Origin of the sequence: Leptolyngbya sp. BC1307 (assembly GCF_002286735.1) — a bacterium.
GTDB lineage: Bacteria > Cyanobacteriota > Cyanobacteriia > Phormidesmidales > Phormidesmidaceae > Phormidesmis.
In genome coordinates, this window is record NZ_NRTA01000032.1 from 1 (window position 1) to 20539 (window position 20539).

Sequence of the window (20539 nt, forward strand, 5' to 3'; positions counted from 1 at the left end):
GGTTTTGATCGCTGGCGCATGCTGACCAGAAGGCTAAGAGGATGTGATTTATTCTACCACCCATAATCTGCCTGCTCTGTCAATGCGTAAGTCCTATTGCTATAGAAACTGCCGAAAGTCTTCGTCTTGCTGGCTGAGCTGCGCCCAGTGAGCGCCCTGCTGCTGGCACCAGCTAACTAAGCGATCGCACGCGGGTCTTTCGGTCGCATAGTGCCCGGCATCGATCAGCACCAAATTTTGGTCGCGGCTGGCCTGAAACTGATGAAATTTGCAGTCGGCAGTCAGGTATGCCTGAGCGCCCGTTTTGCTCACCGATGGCAGGTAGCCTGCGCCTGATCCGCCCAAGACAGCGACCCGTTGGATGGGCTGCTGCAAATCGGCGGCTGGCGAATAGAGTAACTGGGGTGGGTCGAGCACAGCTTGAATCTTTTCTAGCAGTTGCTTAAGCGGCAGAGCAGCGGGCAAATTTCCCACTCTACCGTAGCCACGGGCGCTGTCTTGCTGAGGCGCGGTCGGTTCAATCGGGACTGTGGCCTGCAAATTCAGCAGTTGGGCCAGCACGTCGGCGGTCCCATCATTGACCTGGTCAAAGTTGGTATGGGCGCTGTAAATGCCGATGCGGTGAGCGATCGCATTCCTGACCATATCGCCGACGCTATCACCTGCCACTACCGCTGAGAGTCCGCCAAAAATCAGCGGGTGGTGGGCAAAAATTAGATTGACCGGTACGCCCTGAGCTTTAAGGGCGATCGCCTCCTGCATAACTGCCAGGGTAGGCGTCAGGCAAACGAGCACGCCAGCTGGCTCGGAGAGGATGCCCGGTTCTACCTGCCAGCCGCAATTGTCCCACTTTTCTTGCCAGCTCGGCTGAGCCCAGCTCTCAAAGGTGGCAATCAGATCGGCAATCTTCATCTGGTCTTTATTCATCTGGCTTTCATTTCGCTGTTTTTGATACATATTGTTTTTGATACATATGGGAGCTAGCGGTGTAAATTCATCCTCTAGCGTATAAACTTTGGAAATCTGACCAGTTAATAAGCTGTCACTGTGGGTTCTCTAACTTTGATCAGCAGACCTATAGGATGGGGCCTCCATCGCATGCACCTTCTACATTTTCTTTATTTTGGGCGATCAGCTAGCAGAATTATTTAACTGGAGAAACTAGATGCGGGCATTGCGATTTGGTGCGATTTCGACGGCGGTTAGCCTGGCTGTCTCCGTAGGTTGGAGTGCAGCGGCTACTGCTCAGGAACTCCTCACCGTGCAGGGCGCACTGACAATTGGGGATGCTGTCCTAGAAGACGGCAGCCTTTACGATGAGTACACCTTTGCGGGCAGCAGTGGCCAGCAGATTACGATTTCTCTCAGCAGCCGAGATTTTGATCCCTACCTGATTTTGCTTGACCCTCAGGGGCGACGGATTAGCGAAAATGACGATGTCAGCCGCAACAATCGCAACTCGCGGCTGGTGATCACCTTGCCAAGCACCGGCACTTACACAGCCGTTGCCAATAGCTATGAATCGGGTAAAACCGGTCAGTACGAGATCAAAATAGAGGCCGGAGAATCTCCAGTTGCCACCCTTCAGGCGATGGTATCTGAGGCCGTGCCAGGTAGCAGTCCGCCCTGCGATGCCGCTTTGATCAGCGCCATTGGCGATATTGAGACTGATCGGGAAGTTAACGCGGTTGTCAGTGCTGTACAGCTGCGTGATCGCTACGCAGAGTTTCCTACAGATCGGCCCAATGGCGTCAGAGTAGCGCTAAACGGCCCAGCTACGCTATCGGTTATTCGCTCGTCGCAGCTATTAGATCAGTTATCGAGCGAGCTGATTCGCAATTGCTCTACCGTTGGCGCTGTCGTCTTCAGATCGGCAGAAACCGGCTTCGAGAAGATTTTTGGTTTTTTACCCGACCGAGATGAGACCAGCCTGGTTGGGGAGGCCGATGTCGTGCCAGTCGGTGAGTTTACCTGCGTGCCTGTGGCCGCCAATCGCCGGGCCGGTCGGTCAGCGGCGCGATCACTGGCCTGGGGCGATCAGATCTGCGCGGTAGATAACCCTCGCAGCGGTACCGGCGGCGCTAACCGTAGTTAAGCCTGCCAATTCAAGCTTGACAATTTAAGACTGCCAATTCAAGACTGCCGATCAACTGGGGGACTAGGCTATGGCACAATTGCCATACTGTAATGCGCCTAACACCACTCACCCGTAGACTGCTGTGAATGTGCCCCTGCCCATTGACGCGATATCGACTGCTCAGCTCAGCAGTATCAAAGCCCAGCTCGATCTGGTGCTGATGGCCATAGAGGCGCTGACCGGCATGGGTTCTGATGCGGTGCTGGCGGCGGCCCAAGACCTACAGCTTAAGCAAACACTCTCCGACCGAGTTGGCCTGTGGCGACTGCGGCAATCCAGCCCGCTACGCAAAGGCCAGGGCCGTAAAAAGCTAGATATTGACGAGGCCAGAGCGCTGGTGCTGGTCGTCTGTCATCTGGCTAGCGGTCATCATCACAGTATTCGCCAGGCCGTTGCCCGCCTAGAGCAGCTCACCGCTAAAGGCGAAGCTCCTCACCGCGCTGCCGTACTGGGCGACTATCTGGACAACTTTAACAATATGTATTGCGATCGCATGGCCGATCCTGTCCCTGAGACAGAAAAGCTCGCCCAGCTATCGCTCCGCCTGCTGATCGACCTCCTCTTTTACAGCGCCCCCGGCGGCGAGCGGCAGCTTTGGTTAGCCCTACTAGATCGTTCCAAAGGCTGACATAATGTAGCAGTCGCCCCTACGCTAAGAGCCCAGTCGCCCGATGATGACTGCCGATCTCAAAAAAACCAACCTGTACCTTGTGGGCATGATGGGAGCAGGCAAAACCACCGTTGGCCGTAAACTTGCCAAACGGCTAGGCTATCGCTTCTTAGACACCGATGCGCTGATTGAGCAGACGGCGGGCCAACCCATTACCGACCTCTTTGCCCAAACGGGCGAAGCCGCCTTTCGCGCACTCGAAACCCAGGTGCTGGCCCAAGTCTCAGCCCACACTCAGCTCGTGGTCGCAACCGGTGGCGGCATCGTCACGCAGCCGATGAACTGGAGCCACCTGCGGCATGGCGTCGTGATCTGGCTAGATGTGCCGGTCCCGGTACTGGTCTCCCGGCTGTCGGGCGATACCTCCCGGCCCCTGTTAAAAGATGCCGATATAACCACCAAACTCGAATCGCTCCTGGCTGAACGGGGCGATCGCTATGCCCTAGCTGACATTCGCATTGCCTATGAAGGCAGATCGGTTGGCAAAACTTGCGATCGCATTCTCAGCACCCTTCAGCAGCGCCTCCGCCCCGACCCCAAACTTGCCGCTGGCCAAGTCGTCCTCAGCCAAACCTCAATCAACCCAGTCGCTGGCTTGGCGAACAACCCAGCCGCTATTCAAACTAACGGCCATCAAACCAACGGCCATCAAACCAAAGCCCACTAATTTAATTCCCTTTTCCCTTCCCCTTTCCCTCTACTCCCAACCCCACCATGCCCCCCTCACCCAGTCTCAACGCGGAAAGCGAATACTTTCAACAAGCTGAAGCTGATCGCGTCCGTATTTTGAGCGAGGCACTGCCTTACATTCAGCAGTTTCGGGGCCGCACGATGGTCATTAAGTACGGCGGCGCAGCGATGAAAGACAGCAGTCTCAAGGCCAAGGTCATTCGCGATGTTGTCTTTATGGCCAGCGTCGGCATTCGGCCTGTGGTCGTGCATGGCGGTGGCCCGGAAATCAATACCTGGCTAACCAAGCTCAATATTGATCCTCAGTTTAAAGACGGGCTGCGCGTCACCGATGCGAAAACTATGGACGTGGTGGAAATGGTGCTAGTGGGCCGGGTGAACAAGGAATTGGTTTCTTTGATTAACCAGGCGGGCGGGGCGGCAGTCGGGCTGTGCGGTAAGGACGGCAGTTTGGTAACGGCCCGGCCTAGCTCGGCGCAATCGGGTATCGGGTTTGTCGGCGACGTTAGCAGTATTCGCCCCGATCTGGTCAGTTCTCTAGTAGCCGCGAACTATATTCCGGTGATTTCGAGCGTTGCCGCCGATGAAACGGGTCAGGCTTACAATATCAACGCCGATACAGTCGCAGGCGAACTAGCCGCTGCTCTGAATGCCGAAAAGCTGATTTTGCTGACGGATACCCCTGGCATCATGGAAGACTTTAACGATCCGAGTACGCTAATTAACAAGCTAGATATTCATCAGGCGCGATCGCTCATTGCCAGCGGTGTGGTCTCAGGCGGCATGATTCCGAAGGTGACTTGCTGTGTGCGATCGCTGGCCCAAGGCGTCCGCGCCGCTCACATTCTCGATGGTCGAATGCCCCATGCGCTGCTGCTCGAAACCTTTTCAGATATGGGCATTGGCACCATGCTAGTCGCTTCTCACCTGATCTGATATCTCAGTTCTAGCAATAGACCCAATCAATAGACCAACGCCGCCCCACTGCAACCCGACCGGGATCAGCTCCTAAGGAAATCTACCCGATGAAAATTGCAGTGCTCTCGCGTGATGCGGCGCTTTACTCTACCCGGCGGCTGCTCGCGGCGGGAGAAGGGCGGGGCCACACGATGACGGTGATCAACCCGCTGCGCTGCTACATGGATATCACGGCTCGCAGCCCGCAGCTCCTCTATCAGGGTAGCGTTTTGCCGCTCTTAGATGCGGTGATTCCTAGAATTGGCCCTTCGCATACGCGCTATGGTACCGCTGTCGTGCGTCAGCTAGAGCAAATGGGGGTGTTTGTCGCTAACCGGGCTGAGGCAATTTCGCGATCGCGAGACAAACTCCACTGCCTGCAAATTCTCTCTCAGCAGGGCATTGATTTACCGCTGACTAGCTTTGCCCACTCCAATCGCGACATTGACGGACTGATCGAGCTAGTGGGCGGTGCGCCGCTGGTGATTAAAGTGCTAGAGGGCACTCAGGGCGTTGGGGTAGTACTGGCCGAAACTCACCAGTCAGCAAAGTCCATGATTGAGGCGCTACGCGAGCTTAAGGCCAATATCTTAGTGCAAGAATTTATCGAAGAAGCGAACGGCGAAGATATTCGCTGCTTTGTGATCAAAGGAGAAGTGGTGGCGGCGATGAAGCGGCGCGGCGCACCGGGCGAATTTCGCTCAAACGTGCATCGGGGCGGGCAGAGCAGCGTCGTAGAACTCAGCCCGGCAGAGCGCCGTATGGCCGTTCGGGCGGTTGAGGCGGTGGGGCTGCAGGTGGCAGGCGTAGATATTTTGCGCGCCGGTCATGGCCCAGTCGTGATTGAGGTGAATTCTTCGCCGGGGCTAGAGGGAATTGAGGCGGTGACGGGGGTAGATGTGGCGGAGCGGATGGTGGATTTTGTCGTGACGGCGGTGAAAGAACGGCGAGAATGATCGGGGGCAGGGAATATGTAGTCTGTAAAACTATAGCTGGCTTGACTAGAATGGTAACCTGCTTTTACTTCTGAAGAATCTGGATCTGTCTTATGCATCGGCTTTTTTCAGGCGCGCTATCGGTAGAAGAAAAGACGATTCCGATTCAAGGTTTGCCTGAGCGGCTGGTGGGCACGGTGGTGGCTCAGCTGTCTGATTTTCATTTTGATGGGCTGCGGCTGTCTGATGCCATGCTCGCAAGAGCGATTGATCGCATTTACGATTTTCACCCTGACCTGATTGCGCTGACGGGCGATTTTGTCACGCATGACCCGCAGCCGATCTACGAGCTGGCGCGGCGGATTAAGCATTTGCCCAGTCGCTATGGCATGGTGGCCGTACTGGGTAATCACGATATTCAGGTGCCGGGGGCGCGTCAGATCGTGACTCGGGCGCTGGAGCAGGCAGATATTGCGGTGCTGTGGAATCAGGTGGCGACACCGCTAGGGGAAGATTTTCCGGTGGTGGGCTTTGCTGACTACTGGTCGCGTGAGTTTGATCCGACGGTTTTGAACCAGATTGATCCGGCAGTGCCGCGCCTGGTGCTCTCTCACAATCCGGATACGGCTGAGCCGCTGGCGTCATGGCGAGCTGACTTGCAGCTTTCTGGTCATACGCATGGCGGACAGATATATTTGCCGGGTTTAGGGTCTGGGCCGCTGGTATGGAAGCGGTTTCGCCAGCGGGTACCGCGCCGGGTTCGCAATAGCATTCCGTTTTTGAGCGATCGCTGTTTTCACGTCGTGCGTCACTGGGAATGGGCCCGGGGGCTGCACCGCATCGGTGACAACTGGCTCTATGTAAATCGCGGCTTGGGCACTTATCCGCCCGGTCGTCTCTTTTGCCCGCCGGAGCTGACGGTGCTTACCCTGATGCGGGCATAAATGACGCTACGAAAGATTTTCTAGCTTGACCTTGGCCCGATGCAATAATTTGCCTTGATACTGATGACCGCTGTGAGTGACTCGTACGAGCGCGCCCGGTTCAGCGGTGCCGCCGATCAGCTGGTGGTACTGCGGGTCGTAAGGAAGGGTGGCATCAACAGGCGCGATCGCTTCTACGCCCCACTCGGCCATCAGCTGCTCTACGGGCCTGATGAAGGGCAATAGCTTAGCGGCGGGCAATTCTTCACGTTCCTGCGCGCGCTTAGCAATGGTGGGCCACTGCACTAGCCAGCTTTCCAATGTTTGCAGGGCGTCGATTTGGGTTTGCGATCGCGCCAACGCTACCTGCTGCGCCATCTGCTCTTGTAACCGCTGATATTCTTTTTGCAAGGCAATTAGCTGCTGTGACTGGGCGACTGAGTTAGATGCTGAGGCAGTTTGATGAGTGTTGGTCAGGCCGAATTCGCTTAGAAGCGTGTTTAAAGGAATCTCTAAAGCAGCCGCTAGCTGAGCTACCACCCCCAATCGCATCTGAGCGATATTGCCAGACCGCAGCTGCTGAATTTGCCAGCGAGAGACCCCGGATTGAGTTGCCAACGCTCGGTAGCTAGAAACCTTTGCACGCTGCATCAGCGCCTTTAAGCACTGAGCCGGGTCTACCGGTGCCTTGAAATCCTCTGTCAAAATGGTGTGCCCTCGATACGCGACAGCCATGTCTAGCTTAGGCTAAATGCAGGTTCAGCAGCGATCCGAGCACACGGCGGACGTAGACAAGAACGCGGCGATCGCTGCGGTCAACTGTAAATTTTGCACGTATCTATACAATTTGATAGAGAAACCGTTACGATATAAGCTGCTCATCTGCCGACTGACATTGGCTAGCCCCCCCACCGCTATTGCCCCTGCCCCGGCCAACTAGCGCAACCAATGCCGTCTCTAAGCTTCAGCCATCGACTGTTTATGCTCCTAAGAGCTGTTGAGAACTGCCTGATCGAGCCAGCTCAGCTTTGAAAAAATGATTCAGAAAAATGATTCCAAGGCGGATTTCTTACCGTCTCTGCCATGCTTGCTATGAACCATTTGAGCGATCGCCTTAGAACCACTTTTAGCACCTCTTACCTGGCGACTAGCTGCTCAGCTCTCGGGTTAGGGATAGGAGCGATCGCCAGTAGCGCTGTGATCGGTGTGGGGATGAGTGGGGCGATCGCCCTGCCCGCCCAAGCCCAATCAGCCAATCGCAACCCAGAAATTGAGGTAGGCATTGTTCAGCGCTTTGGTGAAAATGAGACCGATAAAATTGTCTTAGCGCCTCTGACCGGCGACCAGCTCAAGGTTGATTTCACCACCAACGGCCAGGCCCAAACCCTTACCGCTAGTCAGCTACAGATCAACACCGTCATGCAGCCACTCAGCGAGCCGGTATTGCAAGAGTGGGTTGTCCTCAGCACGCACCGCAGCTTTGAGAGCGCCGAAGACAGCGCCAACCGCTGGCAGGCCGCTGGCATCGCCGCCGAAATCGCCCAGCCCGATGCCTGGCAGGTCTGGGCCAAACGCGATGACTACAGCACACCGCTGCTGCGCCGACTGCTGCTCAAAAATTTGCAGGCAGCCGGTGATACCACCGCCTATATTGACAGCCGGGTAGTGACAGAAGTGCCCAAGGTGACCTTTACCGCCAACGGCTACCGGTATGTGCGCGACGAATTTACGGTGACCAGCAGCAACCGCCGCATTCAAATGGGCCGGGGCGATGGCCCGACTTTTCGCGATCTGTTTGCGGGCGATATGAACATTCAGCCCAACGCTTACGGCACCTATACGCTAGTCAACCAGGTACCGATAGAGGACTATCTGCGCGGGGTGGTACCGCATGAAATTGGGGTCAGCGCTCCCCGGCAGGCGATTGAAGCGCAGGCAATTTTGGCTCGCACTTACGCACTGCGCAACCTCAGACGATTTGCCATTGATGACTATGAGATTTGCGCCGATACGCAGTGTCAGGTGTATTTTGGTCTGGCTGAGACTTACCCAATCTCAGATAGTGCGATCGCGGCCACCGCTGGCCAGGTACTCACCTACAACAACGAACTGATTGACGCCCTCTACTCTTCTACCACTGGCGGCGTCACCGCCCGCTTTACCGACGTTTGGAACGGCGCGGACCGGCCCTATCTGCGTCCGGTAATCGATTCCTTGCAAACCCGCTGGAATCTAGCGCAGCGTCCGCTCTCAGACGAAGCCAATTTCCGCGCCTTCATCGCCCTTAACAGCGGCTTTAATGAAGACGGCTGGGACGCCTTTCGCTGGAATCGCCAAGCCTCGCTCAAAGATATTGAGGTCACCCTCAAAGAGTATCTCTCTAATCGTCAGCATCCGTTAGCGAACTTCAACCAGGTCACTGCGCTCACCGTCACCGAAAGGGCTGAGTCGGGGCGCGTACAAAAGATCCAGGTCGATACTGACATTGGCTCTTTTGATCTGGTTAAAGATGAAGCGGTTAAAGCCTTTATTCCACCTCGCAGTTTGCTATTTTACTTGGAGCCGGTTTTTGAAACGCCGACTGCCGCCGCGCCCAATGCCGCTAGCCCTACTATCAGCGCTGCCAACCCGCTCCAACCGGTTGACAGCAAGCTAAACAGCAAGCCAGGCAGCCTGGAACAGTTGGAAAAACAGACGACGCCCCCCCCTCAGCCTGTTCTCATCGGCTACAAGTTCATCGGCGGCGGCTTTGGCCACGGCGTAGGCATGAGCCAGACGGGTGCTTACAACCTGGGCAAGCAAGGCTACTCTGACGAGCAGATTCTAGAGTTTTACTATCCGGGCACAGCGCTACAGCCGATCAGCGAATCTATTATCTTTTGGGATGCTGACTAAGTTCGCTCCTTTGATAGAAGGGTAAGGGCGATCGCGCTTTCTACACTGGGCGGCAGTCCCAAACGGTAGAAAAGCATGCGTTCAAAAGATCTCGATATTGGCGAGCAGGCAATTAGCCAGGCAGCTGAGGCGGGCATTAAGTCTCAGATGGATGAAGTGGAATCGCTCGATGTGGAACTTCGTACCGACCCCGGCAAGCTAGCTCGCGGCGAAGTCGATGAAGTCACTGTCGAAGGGCGCGGGCTAGTGGTGCAAAACGCGCTGCGCACTGAGCATCTGTCCCTGAAAGCTAACTCAGTTGACATCGATATGATCAAAGCTGCCTTAGGCGACATTAAGCTAGAGCAGCCAGCCGATGCCTCCGCACGAGTGGTGCTCAAGGCTGAAGATATTCAAAAGGCGTTTAACTCCGACTACGTCAAGCAGAAGCTACGGGGCCAAAAGATAGATTTACCCTCAGGTGAACGAGTGACGACCGATGCCAGCAATGTCAGCTTTACAATCCCTGAGGCAGGCCAGATTGCTGTGGAAGCTGATGTAATGCTAATAGAGAAAGTGGAAACGCATCATGTAGCTTTTACGGCCAGGCCGCAGCTGATGGAGGGCGGTCATGTGGTGACCCTCGAAGATATTCAGTATGACGAAGCGACGAATGACATGCCTGAGCTAACGCAGTCGCTAGTAGACAGCACGCAAGACATACTAGATTTGCGCAGCTTTGAACTCAGCGGAACAACGCTACAGTTTGACGAGCTAATGGTAGAGCCCGGTCAGCTGATTATTCAGGCGCAGGCCAAGATTGAGTCTTTTTAACGGCTTTGTTACACCTGGGTTCTCGTGGTCACTTGTGTCGTGAGCAAAGGGGCCAACGCTATGGCACTGCGCCTGAATAACGTCAGCTTAAAGAGGCGGTCAGCGCCAGCGAATATCCCTAGCGATCCTTAAGGTGATGCTAAGTTGAGAGGTGTCTTTGGAAAGTCGCAGTATTATGCACTGGCGAAAGCTCTGCTCGCGGCTGAAACGTAAAGTATCACCGCACACTTTTCAGAAAACTGCCCTCCCGAGGGCTCAATTTTCTTTCTACAGTGTGAAAGAAAATTGAGCTTCGGCTTGTATATTTCGGCTTGTATATATAGACAAGCCTACGTCGATTGCTTTCGCAGTCACTTTGCCCATTGGTTGCGTCAGGCTTTTAGCCGGTATAAATGAGCAAAGCAAGGTGGCAGACGCTATAGTTCTTCAGACGCTATAGTTCTTCAGTAGCTCATCTGTACGCACATCACGCCGCAGAATATCACTTTGTTATGGATCAATTTCCCTGGCTGTCGTTCATTATTTTCTTCCCGTTTTTAGCGGCACTGCTCATCCCCTTTATCCCCGACGAAAAAGGTCGCACCGTTCGGTGGTATGCCCTGGTTGTGGGCCTTATAGACTTTGCTGTGATCGTCTATGCCTTTGTCAACAACTACGACATCAGCAGCTCAGGGATGCAGCTCTACGAAAGCTACACCTGGGTACCTCAAATTGACCTGCGCTGGTCTGTCGGAGTCGATGGCCTTTCGATGCCGCTGGTACTGCTGACGGGCTTCATTACCACGCTGGCGATTTTGGCCTCTTGGCCGGTGACTTTTAAGCCCAAGCTGTTTTACTTCCTGCTGCTGTCAATGTACGCCGGTCAAATTGGCGTCTTTGCCGTACAGGACATGCTGCTGTTTTTCCTGATGTGGGAACTAGAGCTGCTGCCGGTGTACCTGCTGCTCTCGATTTGGGGCGGTAAGAAAAGGCTGTACGCAGCGACTAAGTTTATTCTGTACACCGCTGGGGGATCGCTGTTTATCCTGCTGGCAGCGCTGGGAATGGCCTTTTATGGCGATACAGTTACCTTTGATATGCAGTCGCTGATGGCTAAGGAGTTCCCGCTGCGGCTTCAGCTCTTACTGTATTCAGGATTTTTGATTGCCTATGCGGTAAAGCTGCCAATTATTCCGTTTCACACCTGGTTGCCCGACGCGCACGGTGAGGCGACAGCGCCTGTGCATATGCTGCTGGCTGGCATTCTGCTGAAGATGGGCGGCTATGCGATTATTCGGATGAATGTAGAAATGCTGCCGGATGCGCACGCGGTGGTCGCCCCGGCGCTGGTGATTTTGGGCGTGGTGAATATTATCTACGCCGCCCTGACCTCGTTTGCGCAAAACAATCTCAAGCGCAAGATTGCCTACTCGTCAATTTCACACATGGGCTTTGTGCTGATTGGTCTGGGGTCGTTTACCAACCTCGGACTTAGCGGCGCAGTGCTGCAAATGATCTCGCACGGACTGATTGGCGCGAGTTTATTCTTTCTGGTGGGCGCAACCTACGACCGCACCCATACGCTCATCCTCGATGAGATGGGCGGCGTGGGCCGTAAGATGCCGAAGATCTTCGCCATGTTTACCACCTGCTCTATGGCGTCTCTGGCGCTGCCGGGGATGAGCGGTTTTGTCGCTGAGCTGATGGTGTTTGTGGGCTTTGCCAATAGCGATGCCTATGGCTTTAACTTCAAGCTGATCGTGGTGATGCTGATGGCCGTAGGCGTGATTTTGACGCCGCTGTATTTGCTGTCGATGCTGCGCGATATCTTTTACGGGCCTGAAAATCAGGAGCTGATTGAGAATGAGGTGCTGATTGACGCGGAGCCGCGCGAAGTGTTTGTGATTGCCTGTCTGCTGATTCCGATTATTGGCTTTGGGCTATACCCCAAGGGGCTAACTCAGCTTTACGATGCGAAGACGATGCAGCTTACGGAGCGCCTGCGGACAGAAATGTTTGCGATCGCCCAAGACAAAACCCCACCGCTGCCGATTGCCACTACGCCGCTACTCAATGCGCCGCTACTCAATGCGCCGGAGCTATCGCAACCGTAGACTTCTGCTAAGGCAGACGCTGCGCGTTACGTTTGCGCATGCCCGTAGGGCTTTACGACTGCGCCCAGCCTACGAGAATACCGAAGGCTGAGCGCAGTCGAAGCTTGACAGACAATCCCCTGATCTCCTATAGCTCTAAGAACGTTTTTGCTTTGGGCTACTTCCTTGACACTTACTCGTGCTAGTGGCATCATCCGATTTTTTTCAGTGCAAAGCTGGGCCTTAGAAGCCAGGCTGCTGCGCTGGATGACGCTGCTGTGGCTATCGGTCGGCATGGTGGTCTTGTTTTCTGCTTCCTACCCGGTTGCTGAAGCTGATTTTAACGACGGGGCGCGGTACTTTAAGGCTCAGCTGATCTGGGTGATTTTGGGGCTGCTGATCTCCCGGTGGATTACCCGTCATCCGCTGCGCCAGATCATGCGGCTCTCGGGCTTCTTTTTGCTGGTGTGCATGCTGATGGTGGCGGCTACCCATATTCCGGGCGTGGGGATTTCGGTAAACGGGGCGACCCGCTGGCTGCCGCTTGGGCCTTTCTTAATTCAGCCCTCGGAGCTGATGAAGCCGTTTTTGGTGATGCACAGCGCTCAGCTGTTCGGCAAATGGCATCAGCTGACAAACCGCACTAGGCTGATTTGGTTGGGTATCTTTGCAGGCGGGCTGATGCTGATTTTGGCTCAGCCTAATCTCAGTACGACGGCGGTTTGCGGCATCGCGATCTGGCTGATTGCGATGGCTGCTGGCATTCCCTACCGGCAGCTGCTGATTACGGCGTCTACCGGTCTGCTGGCGGCGGTGATTAGCGTCAGTATTAAGTCTTATCAGCGCGATCGCATCACCTCTTTTCTCAATCCCTGGGCAGACCCCAGTGAAAACGGCTATCAGCTCATTCAAAGTCTGCTGGCGATTGGCTCCGGCGGCGCAGGCGGCACCGGCTATGGGCTTTCTGCCCAAAAAATTTACTTTTTGCCAATTCAGTACACCGACTTTATTTTTTCGGTCTTTGCAGAAGAGTTTGGCTTTATTGGCTGCATTATGCTGCTGCTGTTCTTGGCGGTGTACAGTACGGTAGCGCTGATGGTGGCGATTCAGGCGAAAAAGCCGGTTCATCGGCTGGTTGCAACCGGTTGCATGGTTCTACTCGTCGGCCAGTCACTGATCCATATTGGTGTGGCTGCCGGCACGTTACCCACAACCGGATTACCTTTACCGCTCTTCAGCTATGGCGGCAGCTCCATGATTGCCAGCTTGATCACCGCTGGTGTGCTGATCCGCGTCGCTAGAGAATCGCGAGATGCCGATGTTCTTTCTTTGCCGCGATCAGCGCCTGATCTTGCCCCACAAGCTAGCGCCAAAGGCAGCCCCGTTGCCGTCCTGCCAACCGCCAAAAATCGCCCGCGCCCCGTTCGTTCGCTCCGCCGTCGGCCTGATCGTCAGTAGCGGCGACTCGATTCGATACAATTAGGAAAACAGCTCGATTAGATCATTCCTATGGGCGAACGCCTGCAACTCTTTCTCTATCACCTCAGCCAGTCTGCTAACGGCTGGGTAGAAGGACAGCTCGGTCATCTCTCGATTGCCAGTATCGGCATTATTGCAGTAGCCGGACTGCTGACGAGCCTGACCCCCTGCATGCTGTCAATGCTGCCGATTACCGTTGGCTATATGGGCAGCTACGAGCTAGAAAATCGCTGGCAGGCCGTAGGCCAGTCAGTCTGGTTTGCGGTGGGGCTGGCAACGACGCTAGCAGGCTTAGGATTAGCCGCCAGCAGCCTGGGCTGGGTCTATGGTCAAATCGGCATCGGACTCCCCATTATTGTCAGTGCGATCGCTATCCTCATGGGCCTAAACCTGCTAGAAGCCCTCCCGCTGCCGCCCTTACCTTCTTTTAATGGCACCGGATTCTTAAAAAAGAATCTGCCGCGATCCGCTAAGTCTTACCTGCTCGGATTGACCTTTGGGCTAGTCGCTTCACCCTGCAGCACGCCCGTTCTGGCCACTTTACTGGCCTGGGTAGGCAAAGCAGGCGATCCGATTCTGGGCGCTTCGCTGCTGCTGGCCTATACCGTCGGCTATGTAGCCCCGCTGATGCTGGCGGGTATCTTCACTGCCTCGATTAAACGCCTTTTAGAGCTGCGCCGCTGGTCGGGTTGGATTACGCCTGCGAGCGGTGTGCTGCTGGTCGGCTTCGGTCTCTTCTCATTAGTTACCCGACTGCTGCCCATTGTCTGACCTCTCTCCCCTATTGCCTGCATGAATAGCGCCGTTACTGCTATAAAACGATACTTTCGTAAAGATCTGCTGCCGCTACTGGCCGACCTGCGGCTGGCTATTGGGCTGCTGCTGGCGATCGCTCTCTTCAGCATCAGTGGCACCGTCATCGAGCAGGGACAGGGGCTAGCCTTTTACCAGGAAAACTATCCCGAAGATCCGGCCCTATTTGGTTTTCTCACCTGGAAATTCATTCTCACGGTCGGGCTCAACCAGGTCTATAGCACCTGGTGGTTTCTATCTATTTTGATTTTGTTTGGGGCTAGCCTGACGGCATGTACCTTTACCCGGCAAATTATTGCCCTGCGGTGGTTTTCGCGCACCTGGAATTTTTACAGCCAGCCGCGACAGTTTGGCAAAATGGCGCTGAGTACGGAGATCGCGGGCGGATCTTTGAGCGAGCTGAAGACGGGGCTGGGCGATCGCCGCTACAAACTCTACGAAAAAACAGACGACTCTGGTGAGATGCTCTACGCTCACAAAGGGCTAGTCGGGCGCATCGGCCCGATTGTCGTCCATGCCAGTATGCTGCTCATTCTCGGTGGCGCAATTCTAGGCGCGATGACCGGCTTTTATGCTCAAGAGATGGTTCCTAGCGGCCAAACCTTCAAAATTCAAAATATCTTTGAGGCTGGGCCCTGGTCAGCTAGTCAGATTCCTAAAGACTGGTCAGTCCACGTCAACCGCTTTTGGATTGACTATTCGCCGGAGGGCCGGGTCGATCAGTTCTACTCCGATCTTTCGGTGCTGGATGACAGCGGCACCGAAGTGAAACGCAAAACCATCTGGGTAAATCAGCCTCTGCGCTACAAAAATGTCACTCTCTACCAGGCCGACTGGTCGGTAGCCGCCGTCAAAGTGCGCATGAACAATAGCCCGATCTTTAACTTGCCCATGGCCGAACTCAAGACGGACAGCGGCAGGGTATGGGGCACCTGGGTACCCACTAAGCCAGATATGAGTGAGGGCGTTTCGCTAGTCGCACAAGATTTGCAGGGCACGCTGCTGGTATACGACATGACCGGCCAGCTGGTTTCTACCGTCCGCGCCGGCGGCTCTACTCAGGTCAACGGCATCACGCTCTTTGTCGATGACATCATCGGCAGCACTGGCCTACAAATTAAAGCCGATCCTGGCATCCCAGTCGTGTATTTAGGCTTTGGCTTGCTGATGTTAGGGGTGATGATGAGCTATGTCTCTCACTCTCAAATATGGGCGTTACAAACCGCTGACACACTCTACATCGGGGGCCGCACTAACCGCGCCCAAGTGACCTTTGAGCGTGAACTGCTGAAACTACTAGACCGGCTCACAGAAAACCTCCCAGATACCGATACCGCTACAGAGGTTTTGGTCACTACCGGATCGAAATAGCGAGTTGTGCTGCGATCGCTATACGCTGCCACTCGCGCCCTCCTCATCGAACCCTGAGATTTCTATCAGCGTCTTCTAATCCTGGTCAGGTACCGTCAAAATAGCGCGTTCACTCAGGCTGTTCATGAAATCTGCTATCAATCCTAATTCCATCCAGTTCAGGCTCACTATTGGTATGGTTCTGGTTTCTATTTTAGGCATTGGCAGTCTCACCGGATGGATCAACTGGCGGATGCGACAGCTTTTAGTCGAGAGCCACAAAGACAATGCGCTGATGATTGCTAGTAGGCTAGGTCAGGATGTCGATCTCTACGGCGAGACCATGCCAATCAGTCAAGCGATGGCGATGGCGATTGACTACCGCAAACAGCCTGACGTGGCGATTTGGGTAACTTCGCCTCAGGGCGAGATTTTGGCTCAGTCAGACACACTCTCGATGGGTTCCTGGCAAATTAATGGCTTTGCGCAGGCGCTGCTAGAGCAGGTCAGTGGCAAGCTGGGCTTAGAGGTGATCCGGCTTCAGGGTCGCCATCTGGTGACTTGCTCTAGCCCCTTAGAAGTAAATGGTCAAGTAATGGGCGAACTGTATGTGGTAGACGATATCACCGAAGATCAAGAGACGCTGTCGCGCATTACCCGAACTCTGGCCTTCTCTAGCCTGTTAGCGATTGGGGTAGGCGCGATCGCCACAGCCTTCTACACTCGCCAGTCGCTGGCTCCCATTCGTAAAATGAATCGCCTGGCCGCTAATGTTTCTACCGATAATCTGGCTAGTACGCGGCTAGAATTTGACCGGGCCCCGACAGAAGTGCAAGAGCTAGCCCAAGCCTGCAATATGATGATCTCCCGCCTGTCTGCCGCCTGGGACCAGCAGCGCCGGTTCGTCAGCGATGTCTCTCACGAGCTGCGTACGCCGCTTACCCTGGTTCATGGCTATTTGCAGAGCACGCTGCGCCGTTGCAACAACCTCAGCAGTCCCCAGCGAGAAGGGTTAGAAATTGCAGCAGCCGAAGCCGATAGAACCATTCGCCTGCTGCAAGATCTGCTGGATTTGGCCCGGGCTGACGGTGGGCATTTGCGGTTTCAAATTGAGCGGCAGCCTTTAGAAGCAGTGGTGCAAGAAGTGCTGGAGATGGGTCAGTATGTGAGCGATCGCATTCACGCCGATCTAGAGCCGGTTGAGGCCCGGGTTGATCGCCATCGACTCAAGCAGGTGCTGATCAATTTAATGGACAACGCGATGAAGTATTCCAATGACAACGAGCCAATTCGGGTAGGGCTTAAGAAGATAGGCGATCGCGCCTACATAGAAGTGAGCGATCACGGCCGGGGTATCCCCCTGGCGGATTTGACCAAAATATTTGATCCCTTCTACCGGGTAGATGAAGATCGGTCGCGGGCGACTGGCGGTACCGGACTGGGCTTATCAATTGTTAAAACTCTAGTCGAAGGGATGAACGGTACGCTGAAGGTGCAATCTAAACTCGGAGAAGGCAGCGTATTCACAGTTAGTTTGCCAATTTAAACACAGACCGATCATAATTCGGTCATTAATATCTATCAGTTAATAAGGAGGCTTTGCTGATGTCTAGCGGAGGAGCGCGCATTTTAGTCGTAGAAGACGAAGAAAAGCTGGCTAAATTTGTGCAGCTAGAGCTGGGCTACGAAGGCTATGAAGTAACTGTCGCTAACGATGGGCTCAGCGGGCTGATGGCTGCTCGGGACAGTGAACCCGATTTGGTACTGCTCGATTGGATGATGCCGGGCATGAGCGGAGTAGAAGTCTGCCGCCGACTGCGCTCTACGGGGGCAACGATGCCGGTAATTTTACTCACCGCTAAAGACGGCATTGAAGATCGGGTCGCCGGGCTCGATGCCGGAGCCGATGACTATGTCGTCAAACCCTTTAGCATTGAAGAGCTGCTGGCACGGGTGCGGGCTCACCTGCGGCGCAATCAGTCAGACGACCCAGATGCCTTTCAGTTTGCCGATTTGAGCTTGAGCCGCAAAACTCGTGAAGTAAAGCGGGGCGATCGCCCCATCGAACTCACCGCCAAAGAATTTGACCTGCTGGACTATTTGATCTCGCATCCCAAGCAGGTGTTGACGCGTGATCGCATCCTCGAAGAAGTCTGGGGCTACGACTTTATGGGCGATTCCAACATTATCGAAGTCTACATTCGCTACCTGCGCCTGAAGCTAGAAGCCGAAGACGAAAGCCGCCTGATTCAAACCGTGCGCGGCGTGGGCTATGTGATGCGGAGTTAGCACTAGGCTTCTACTGTTCGCCATGGGCGGCCTCAATATTCGGGCTGTTGCTAGGTCAAATCGACTCAGCTTCAGCGCAGGATGGCTCTCAATACAGCGTTGGCAAGCAATTGATATTTTCCGGTCAGGCGACAAAGGCTGATCCCGTTCTGGCACGTTGCCGTAATATATGACGTAAGTTGGCCCGTTGTGCTGACTGATGCTGGCCTGATTTACGCCGAGGATATTTTTCGATGACTGTAGCTGTTTCAAAATCTCCAGCCCCCGCCTTTTGTGAGGGAATTCAGCATTTTGGTAAGCCTACTGCTGAGTTTGAGCAGTATGGACAGTCGGCAGTCATTGGTGAAGGTAAGCAGGCTATCTCTTCTCCGAGCGATCCGGCAGCGGTTTATCAGACGCTGCTGGCTGCTGATGCGCTGCGCTACCTGACGCTGCAGACAACAGCTAGCAAGCAGTCTGGCCATCCAGGAGGGTTTGCCAGCATTGCCGATGCGATCGCTTCTTTAGTCATGCTGGGTTACAAAAATCTGATCACCGAAGTCGGCCACCACGCCCCCGGCTTTTATAGCACCGTTTTTATGGACTCTTCTCTAGAGGCCATGGGCATTAAAACCGTGCAGCAACTGGGCGATCGCTTCCGCGAAACCCACGGGTTGCTCGGTCATCTCTCCGGCCAAATTCCCGGCTTGCTCAGTCCGGCAGGCCCGCTAGGTCAAGGTCAGCACTTTGCTATGGCTGGGGCTAAGCTCCACCCTGACAAGCTGTTTCCGGTCACCATTGGCGATGGCGGCTTAGGCGAACCCTACATCATGAGCAGTATGGCCCACTTCCATACGGCCTATCCAGAGACCACTAACTTTTTGCCGATTTTGGTGTGGAATGGCTTTTCGCAAGAGCACCACAGCATGGTCTCTACGCAAAGCAACGAGGCTATGCTGGCCTACTGGCAGGGCAATGGCTTCGAGAACGTCATTTTGCTAGATGCCAAAGACTACGACGATGCCAATCAGTCTAGCGCTTATGTAGACAGCACTGCTTTTTCTATGGAGCAGCGGCTGGCCTTTACGCAGGCGATGCTAGAAGCGGTAGACGAAGCTGCTAAATCGGCCCTAGACGGCACGCTAACAGTGCTGATTGTCAAACAGCTCAAAGGCGCAGGAGTCCATAAGCGCGGGGCCCAGTCTCACAATTTGTATGCGGGTGACAGCCTGGAAAAAGACTACATTGTGGCGGCTCTCAAGGCGCGATCGCTCCCTCCTGCTGGCTGGAATCTGGTGCGCACCAACTTCGCGCGTGCTGGCGGTGGACCTGCGGCCCAGGTAGCTGTCACTGAATCAGAACTCCCTTTAGCTAAATTAGGTCAACTGCCGCTCAATGAATTTCCAGTAGGCGAGGGGAAAAAGCAGGTAGCCACAACCGCGATGGGTGCGCTGGTAGCCCACATCGGGCAGCAAGACCCCAACTTTGTGATTACCAACGCTGACGGCAACGCGGCTTCGGGCATTAACAATATCAACCAGGCGCTGAAGATTGTGCACCCAACCGTCGATGAAACCTACTTCCAGGGGCCAGGCGGACAGGTCTATGAGCCGCTGAGTGAAGATGCCTGTGCGGGCTTGGCAGCAGGTCAGGCACTGTTTGGTGGGCGATCGCTCTGGTGTTCTTACGAGTCTTTTGCGGTGAACGGTCTACCGATCTGGCAGACTGTGATTCAGGCCATGGCTGAGCTGCGCCGGGAGACCCCTTCTAGCATCTGTCTATTTACAGCAGGCGCACTAGAGCAGGGCCGCAACGGTTGGACGCATCAGCGCCCCGAAATCGAAAACTACTTTGCGGCAATGATGCGCAATGGCAACGTGTTTCCGCTGTTCCCAGTCGATGCTAACAGTATTCAAGTCTGCTACGACTGGGCAGTCACTACCAAAAACAAAGGTATTCCGATTACCGCGAGCAAGTCTCCTTTACCGGTCAGAACAACAGTTGAACAAACCCGCCAGGCGTTAGAAAAAGGCGCGATTGAATTGCAGTCTACGCCCGGTGGGAGAACGGTTGTTTTTGCAGTCGTCGGCGATCTGGTTTTAATCCCAGTAATCGACGCGGCTCGCGCTCTAGCCGCGCAGGGCATTGGTTCTAAGATTGTTGCTATTATCAGTCCGCGCCGCCTCTACCGCCCGAGCGATGTGGCTTGGGAAACCTGTTCGCAGGCCGCAGACAATGGCTTTTTGTCTGATGCTGAGTTTTTAGAGCTATTTGATGGCGACGCTCTCGTCGGTATCAGCGGCGGGGCGAGCGCCATGCTAGAGCCAGTCATGCTGCGGAGTGGGTTGCCTAGAGATGCGATCGCCTGGAAACGCGGCGAAACCACAGCTAGCGCTGCTCAGCTCCTCGCTTTTAACGGGCTAACAGCAGAGAAAATGGTCAACCGGGCCAAGGCGTTACTGAGCTAAAAGAGAAGGGCGTGAGAAGCGAGAGAATCTCACCTTTGGCGGCGGCAGCAGACAAGAGACTCAATCACT

At 54.8% G+C, this 20539-nt stretch carries 17 protein-coding genes; 15 read left to right on the forward strand and 2 right to left on the reverse strand.

The window, feature by feature from the left end:
• Nucleotides 1-99: 99 nt before the first annotated feature.
• Nucleotides 100-912, reverse strand: coding sequence for a Nif3-like dinuclear metal center hexameric protein (locus CKL79_RS15770; protein WP_121970579.1), 813 nt, complete (start codon nt 910-912; stop codon nt 100-102).
• Between the two features lie 253 nt (nt 913-1165).
• On the opposite strand from CKL79_RS15770, the gene CKL79_RS15775 reads away from it, so the two are divergent.
• The 6 genes from CKL79_RS15775 (at nt 1166) to CKL79_RS15800 (ending at nt 6333) form a co-directional block, all read left to right on the forward strand.
• A complete protein-coding gene (locus tag CKL79_RS15775; protein WP_121970542.1) occupies nt 1166-2095 on the forward strand; it encodes a PPC domain-containing protein in 930 nt (309 codons plus the stop codon).
• A 124-nt stretch (nt 2096-2219) separates the two neighbouring features.
• A complete protein-coding gene (locus tag CKL79_RS15780) occupies nt 2220-2765 on the forward strand; it encodes a DUF3038 domain-containing protein (RefSeq protein ID WP_205879114.1) in 546 nt (181 codons plus the stop codon).
• 43 nt (nt 2766-2808) lie between these two features.
• A complete protein-coding gene (locus tag CKL79_RS15785) occupies nt 2809-3474 on the forward strand; it encodes a shikimate kinase (RefSeq protein WP_205879115.1) in 666 nt (221 codons plus the stop codon).
• A gap of 47 nt (nt 3475-3521) precedes the next feature.
• Nucleotides 3522-4433, forward strand: coding sequence for an acetylglutamate kinase (gene argB / locus CKL79_RS15790; protein WP_121970543.1), 912 nt, complete (start codon nt 3522-3524; stop codon nt 4431-4433).
• A gap of 89 nt (nt 4434-4522) precedes the next feature.
• Nucleotides 4523-5410 carry a 30S ribosomal protein S6--L-glutamate ligase gene (gene rimK, locus CKL79_RS15795; protein WP_121970544.1) on the forward strand — a complete coding sequence of 296 codons (888 nt, stop codon included), beginning with the start codon at nt 4523-4525 and terminating at the stop codon, nt 5408-5410.
• Nucleotides 5411-5502: 92 nt separating this feature from the next.
• Nucleotides 5503-6333 (forward strand): metallophosphoesterase, encoded by an 831-nt coding sequence (locus CKL79_RS15800; RefSeq protein ID WP_121970545.1) that lies wholly within the window; start codon nt 5503-5505, stop codon nt 6331-6333.
• 6 nt (nt 6334-6339) lie between these two features.
• On the opposite strand, the gene CKL79_RS15805 is transcribed toward CKL79_RS15800, so the two are convergent.
• Nucleotides 6340-7047, reverse strand: coding sequence for a helix-turn-helix transcriptional regulator (locus CKL79_RS15805; RefSeq protein WP_121970546.1), 708 nt, complete (start codon nt 7045-7047; stop codon nt 6340-6342).
• Nucleotides 7048-7395: 348 nt separating this feature from the next.
• On the opposite strand from CKL79_RS15805, the gene CKL79_RS15815 reads away from it, so the two are divergent.
• The 9 genes from CKL79_RS15815 to CKL79_RS15855 all read left to right on the forward strand — a co-directional run bounded on the left by CKL79_RS15815 (nt 7396) and on the right by CKL79_RS15855 (nt 20470).
• Entirely contained in the window at nt 7396-9207 is a 1812-nt protein-coding gene (locus CKL79_RS15815) for a SpoIID/LytB domain-containing protein (protein WP_240518896.1), read from the forward strand.
• Between the two features lie 75 nt (nt 9208-9282).
• On the forward strand, nt 9283-10020 hold the full coding sequence (locus tag CKL79_RS15820; protein WP_121970548.1) for a DUF2993 domain-containing protein: 738 nt from the start codon (nt 9283-9285) through the stop codon (nt 10018-10020).
• A 491-nt stretch (nt 10021-10511) separates the two neighbouring features.
• Entirely contained in the window at nt 10512-12113 is a 1602-nt protein-coding gene (locus CKL79_RS15825) for an NAD(P)H-quinone oxidoreductase subunit 4 (protein ID WP_121970549.1), read from the forward strand.
• A gap of 165 nt (nt 12114-12278) precedes the next feature.
• Complete coding sequence (locus CKL79_RS15830; RefSeq protein ID WP_121970550.1) at nt 12279-13550, forward strand: putative peptidoglycan glycosyltransferase FtsW; 1272 nt, start codon at nt 12279-12281, stop codon at nt 13548-13550.
• A 51-nt stretch (nt 13551-13601) separates the two neighbouring features.
• Nucleotides 13602-14342, forward strand: a complete 741-nt coding sequence (locus CKL79_RS15835; protein WP_121970551.1) for a cytochrome c biogenesis protein CcdA — start codon at nt 13602-13604, stop codon at nt 14340-14342.
• A gap of 21 nt (nt 14343-14363) precedes the next feature.
• Entirely contained in the window at nt 14364-15755 is a 1392-nt protein-coding gene (locus tag CKL79_RS15840; protein ID WP_121970552.1) for a cytochrome c biogenesis protein, read from the forward strand.
• A gap of 175 nt (nt 15756-15930) precedes the next feature.
• Nucleotides 15931-17280, forward strand: coding sequence for a HAMP domain-containing sensor histidine kinase (locus tag CKL79_RS15845; protein ID WP_240518897.1), 1350 nt, complete (start codon nt 15931-15933; stop codon nt 17278-17280).
• 59 nt (nt 17281-17339) lie between these two features.
• Nucleotides 17340-18023, forward strand: coding sequence for a response regulator transcription factor (locus CKL79_RS15850; protein ID WP_121970554.1), 684 nt, complete (start codon nt 17340-17342; stop codon nt 18021-18023).
• Between the two features lie 233 nt (nt 18024-18256).
• Nucleotides 18257-20470, forward strand: coding sequence for a phosphoketolase (locus CKL79_RS15855; protein ID WP_121970555.1), 2214 nt, complete (start codon nt 18257-18259; stop codon nt 20468-20470).
• The last annotated feature ends 69 nt before the right edge of the window (nt 20471-20539 follow it).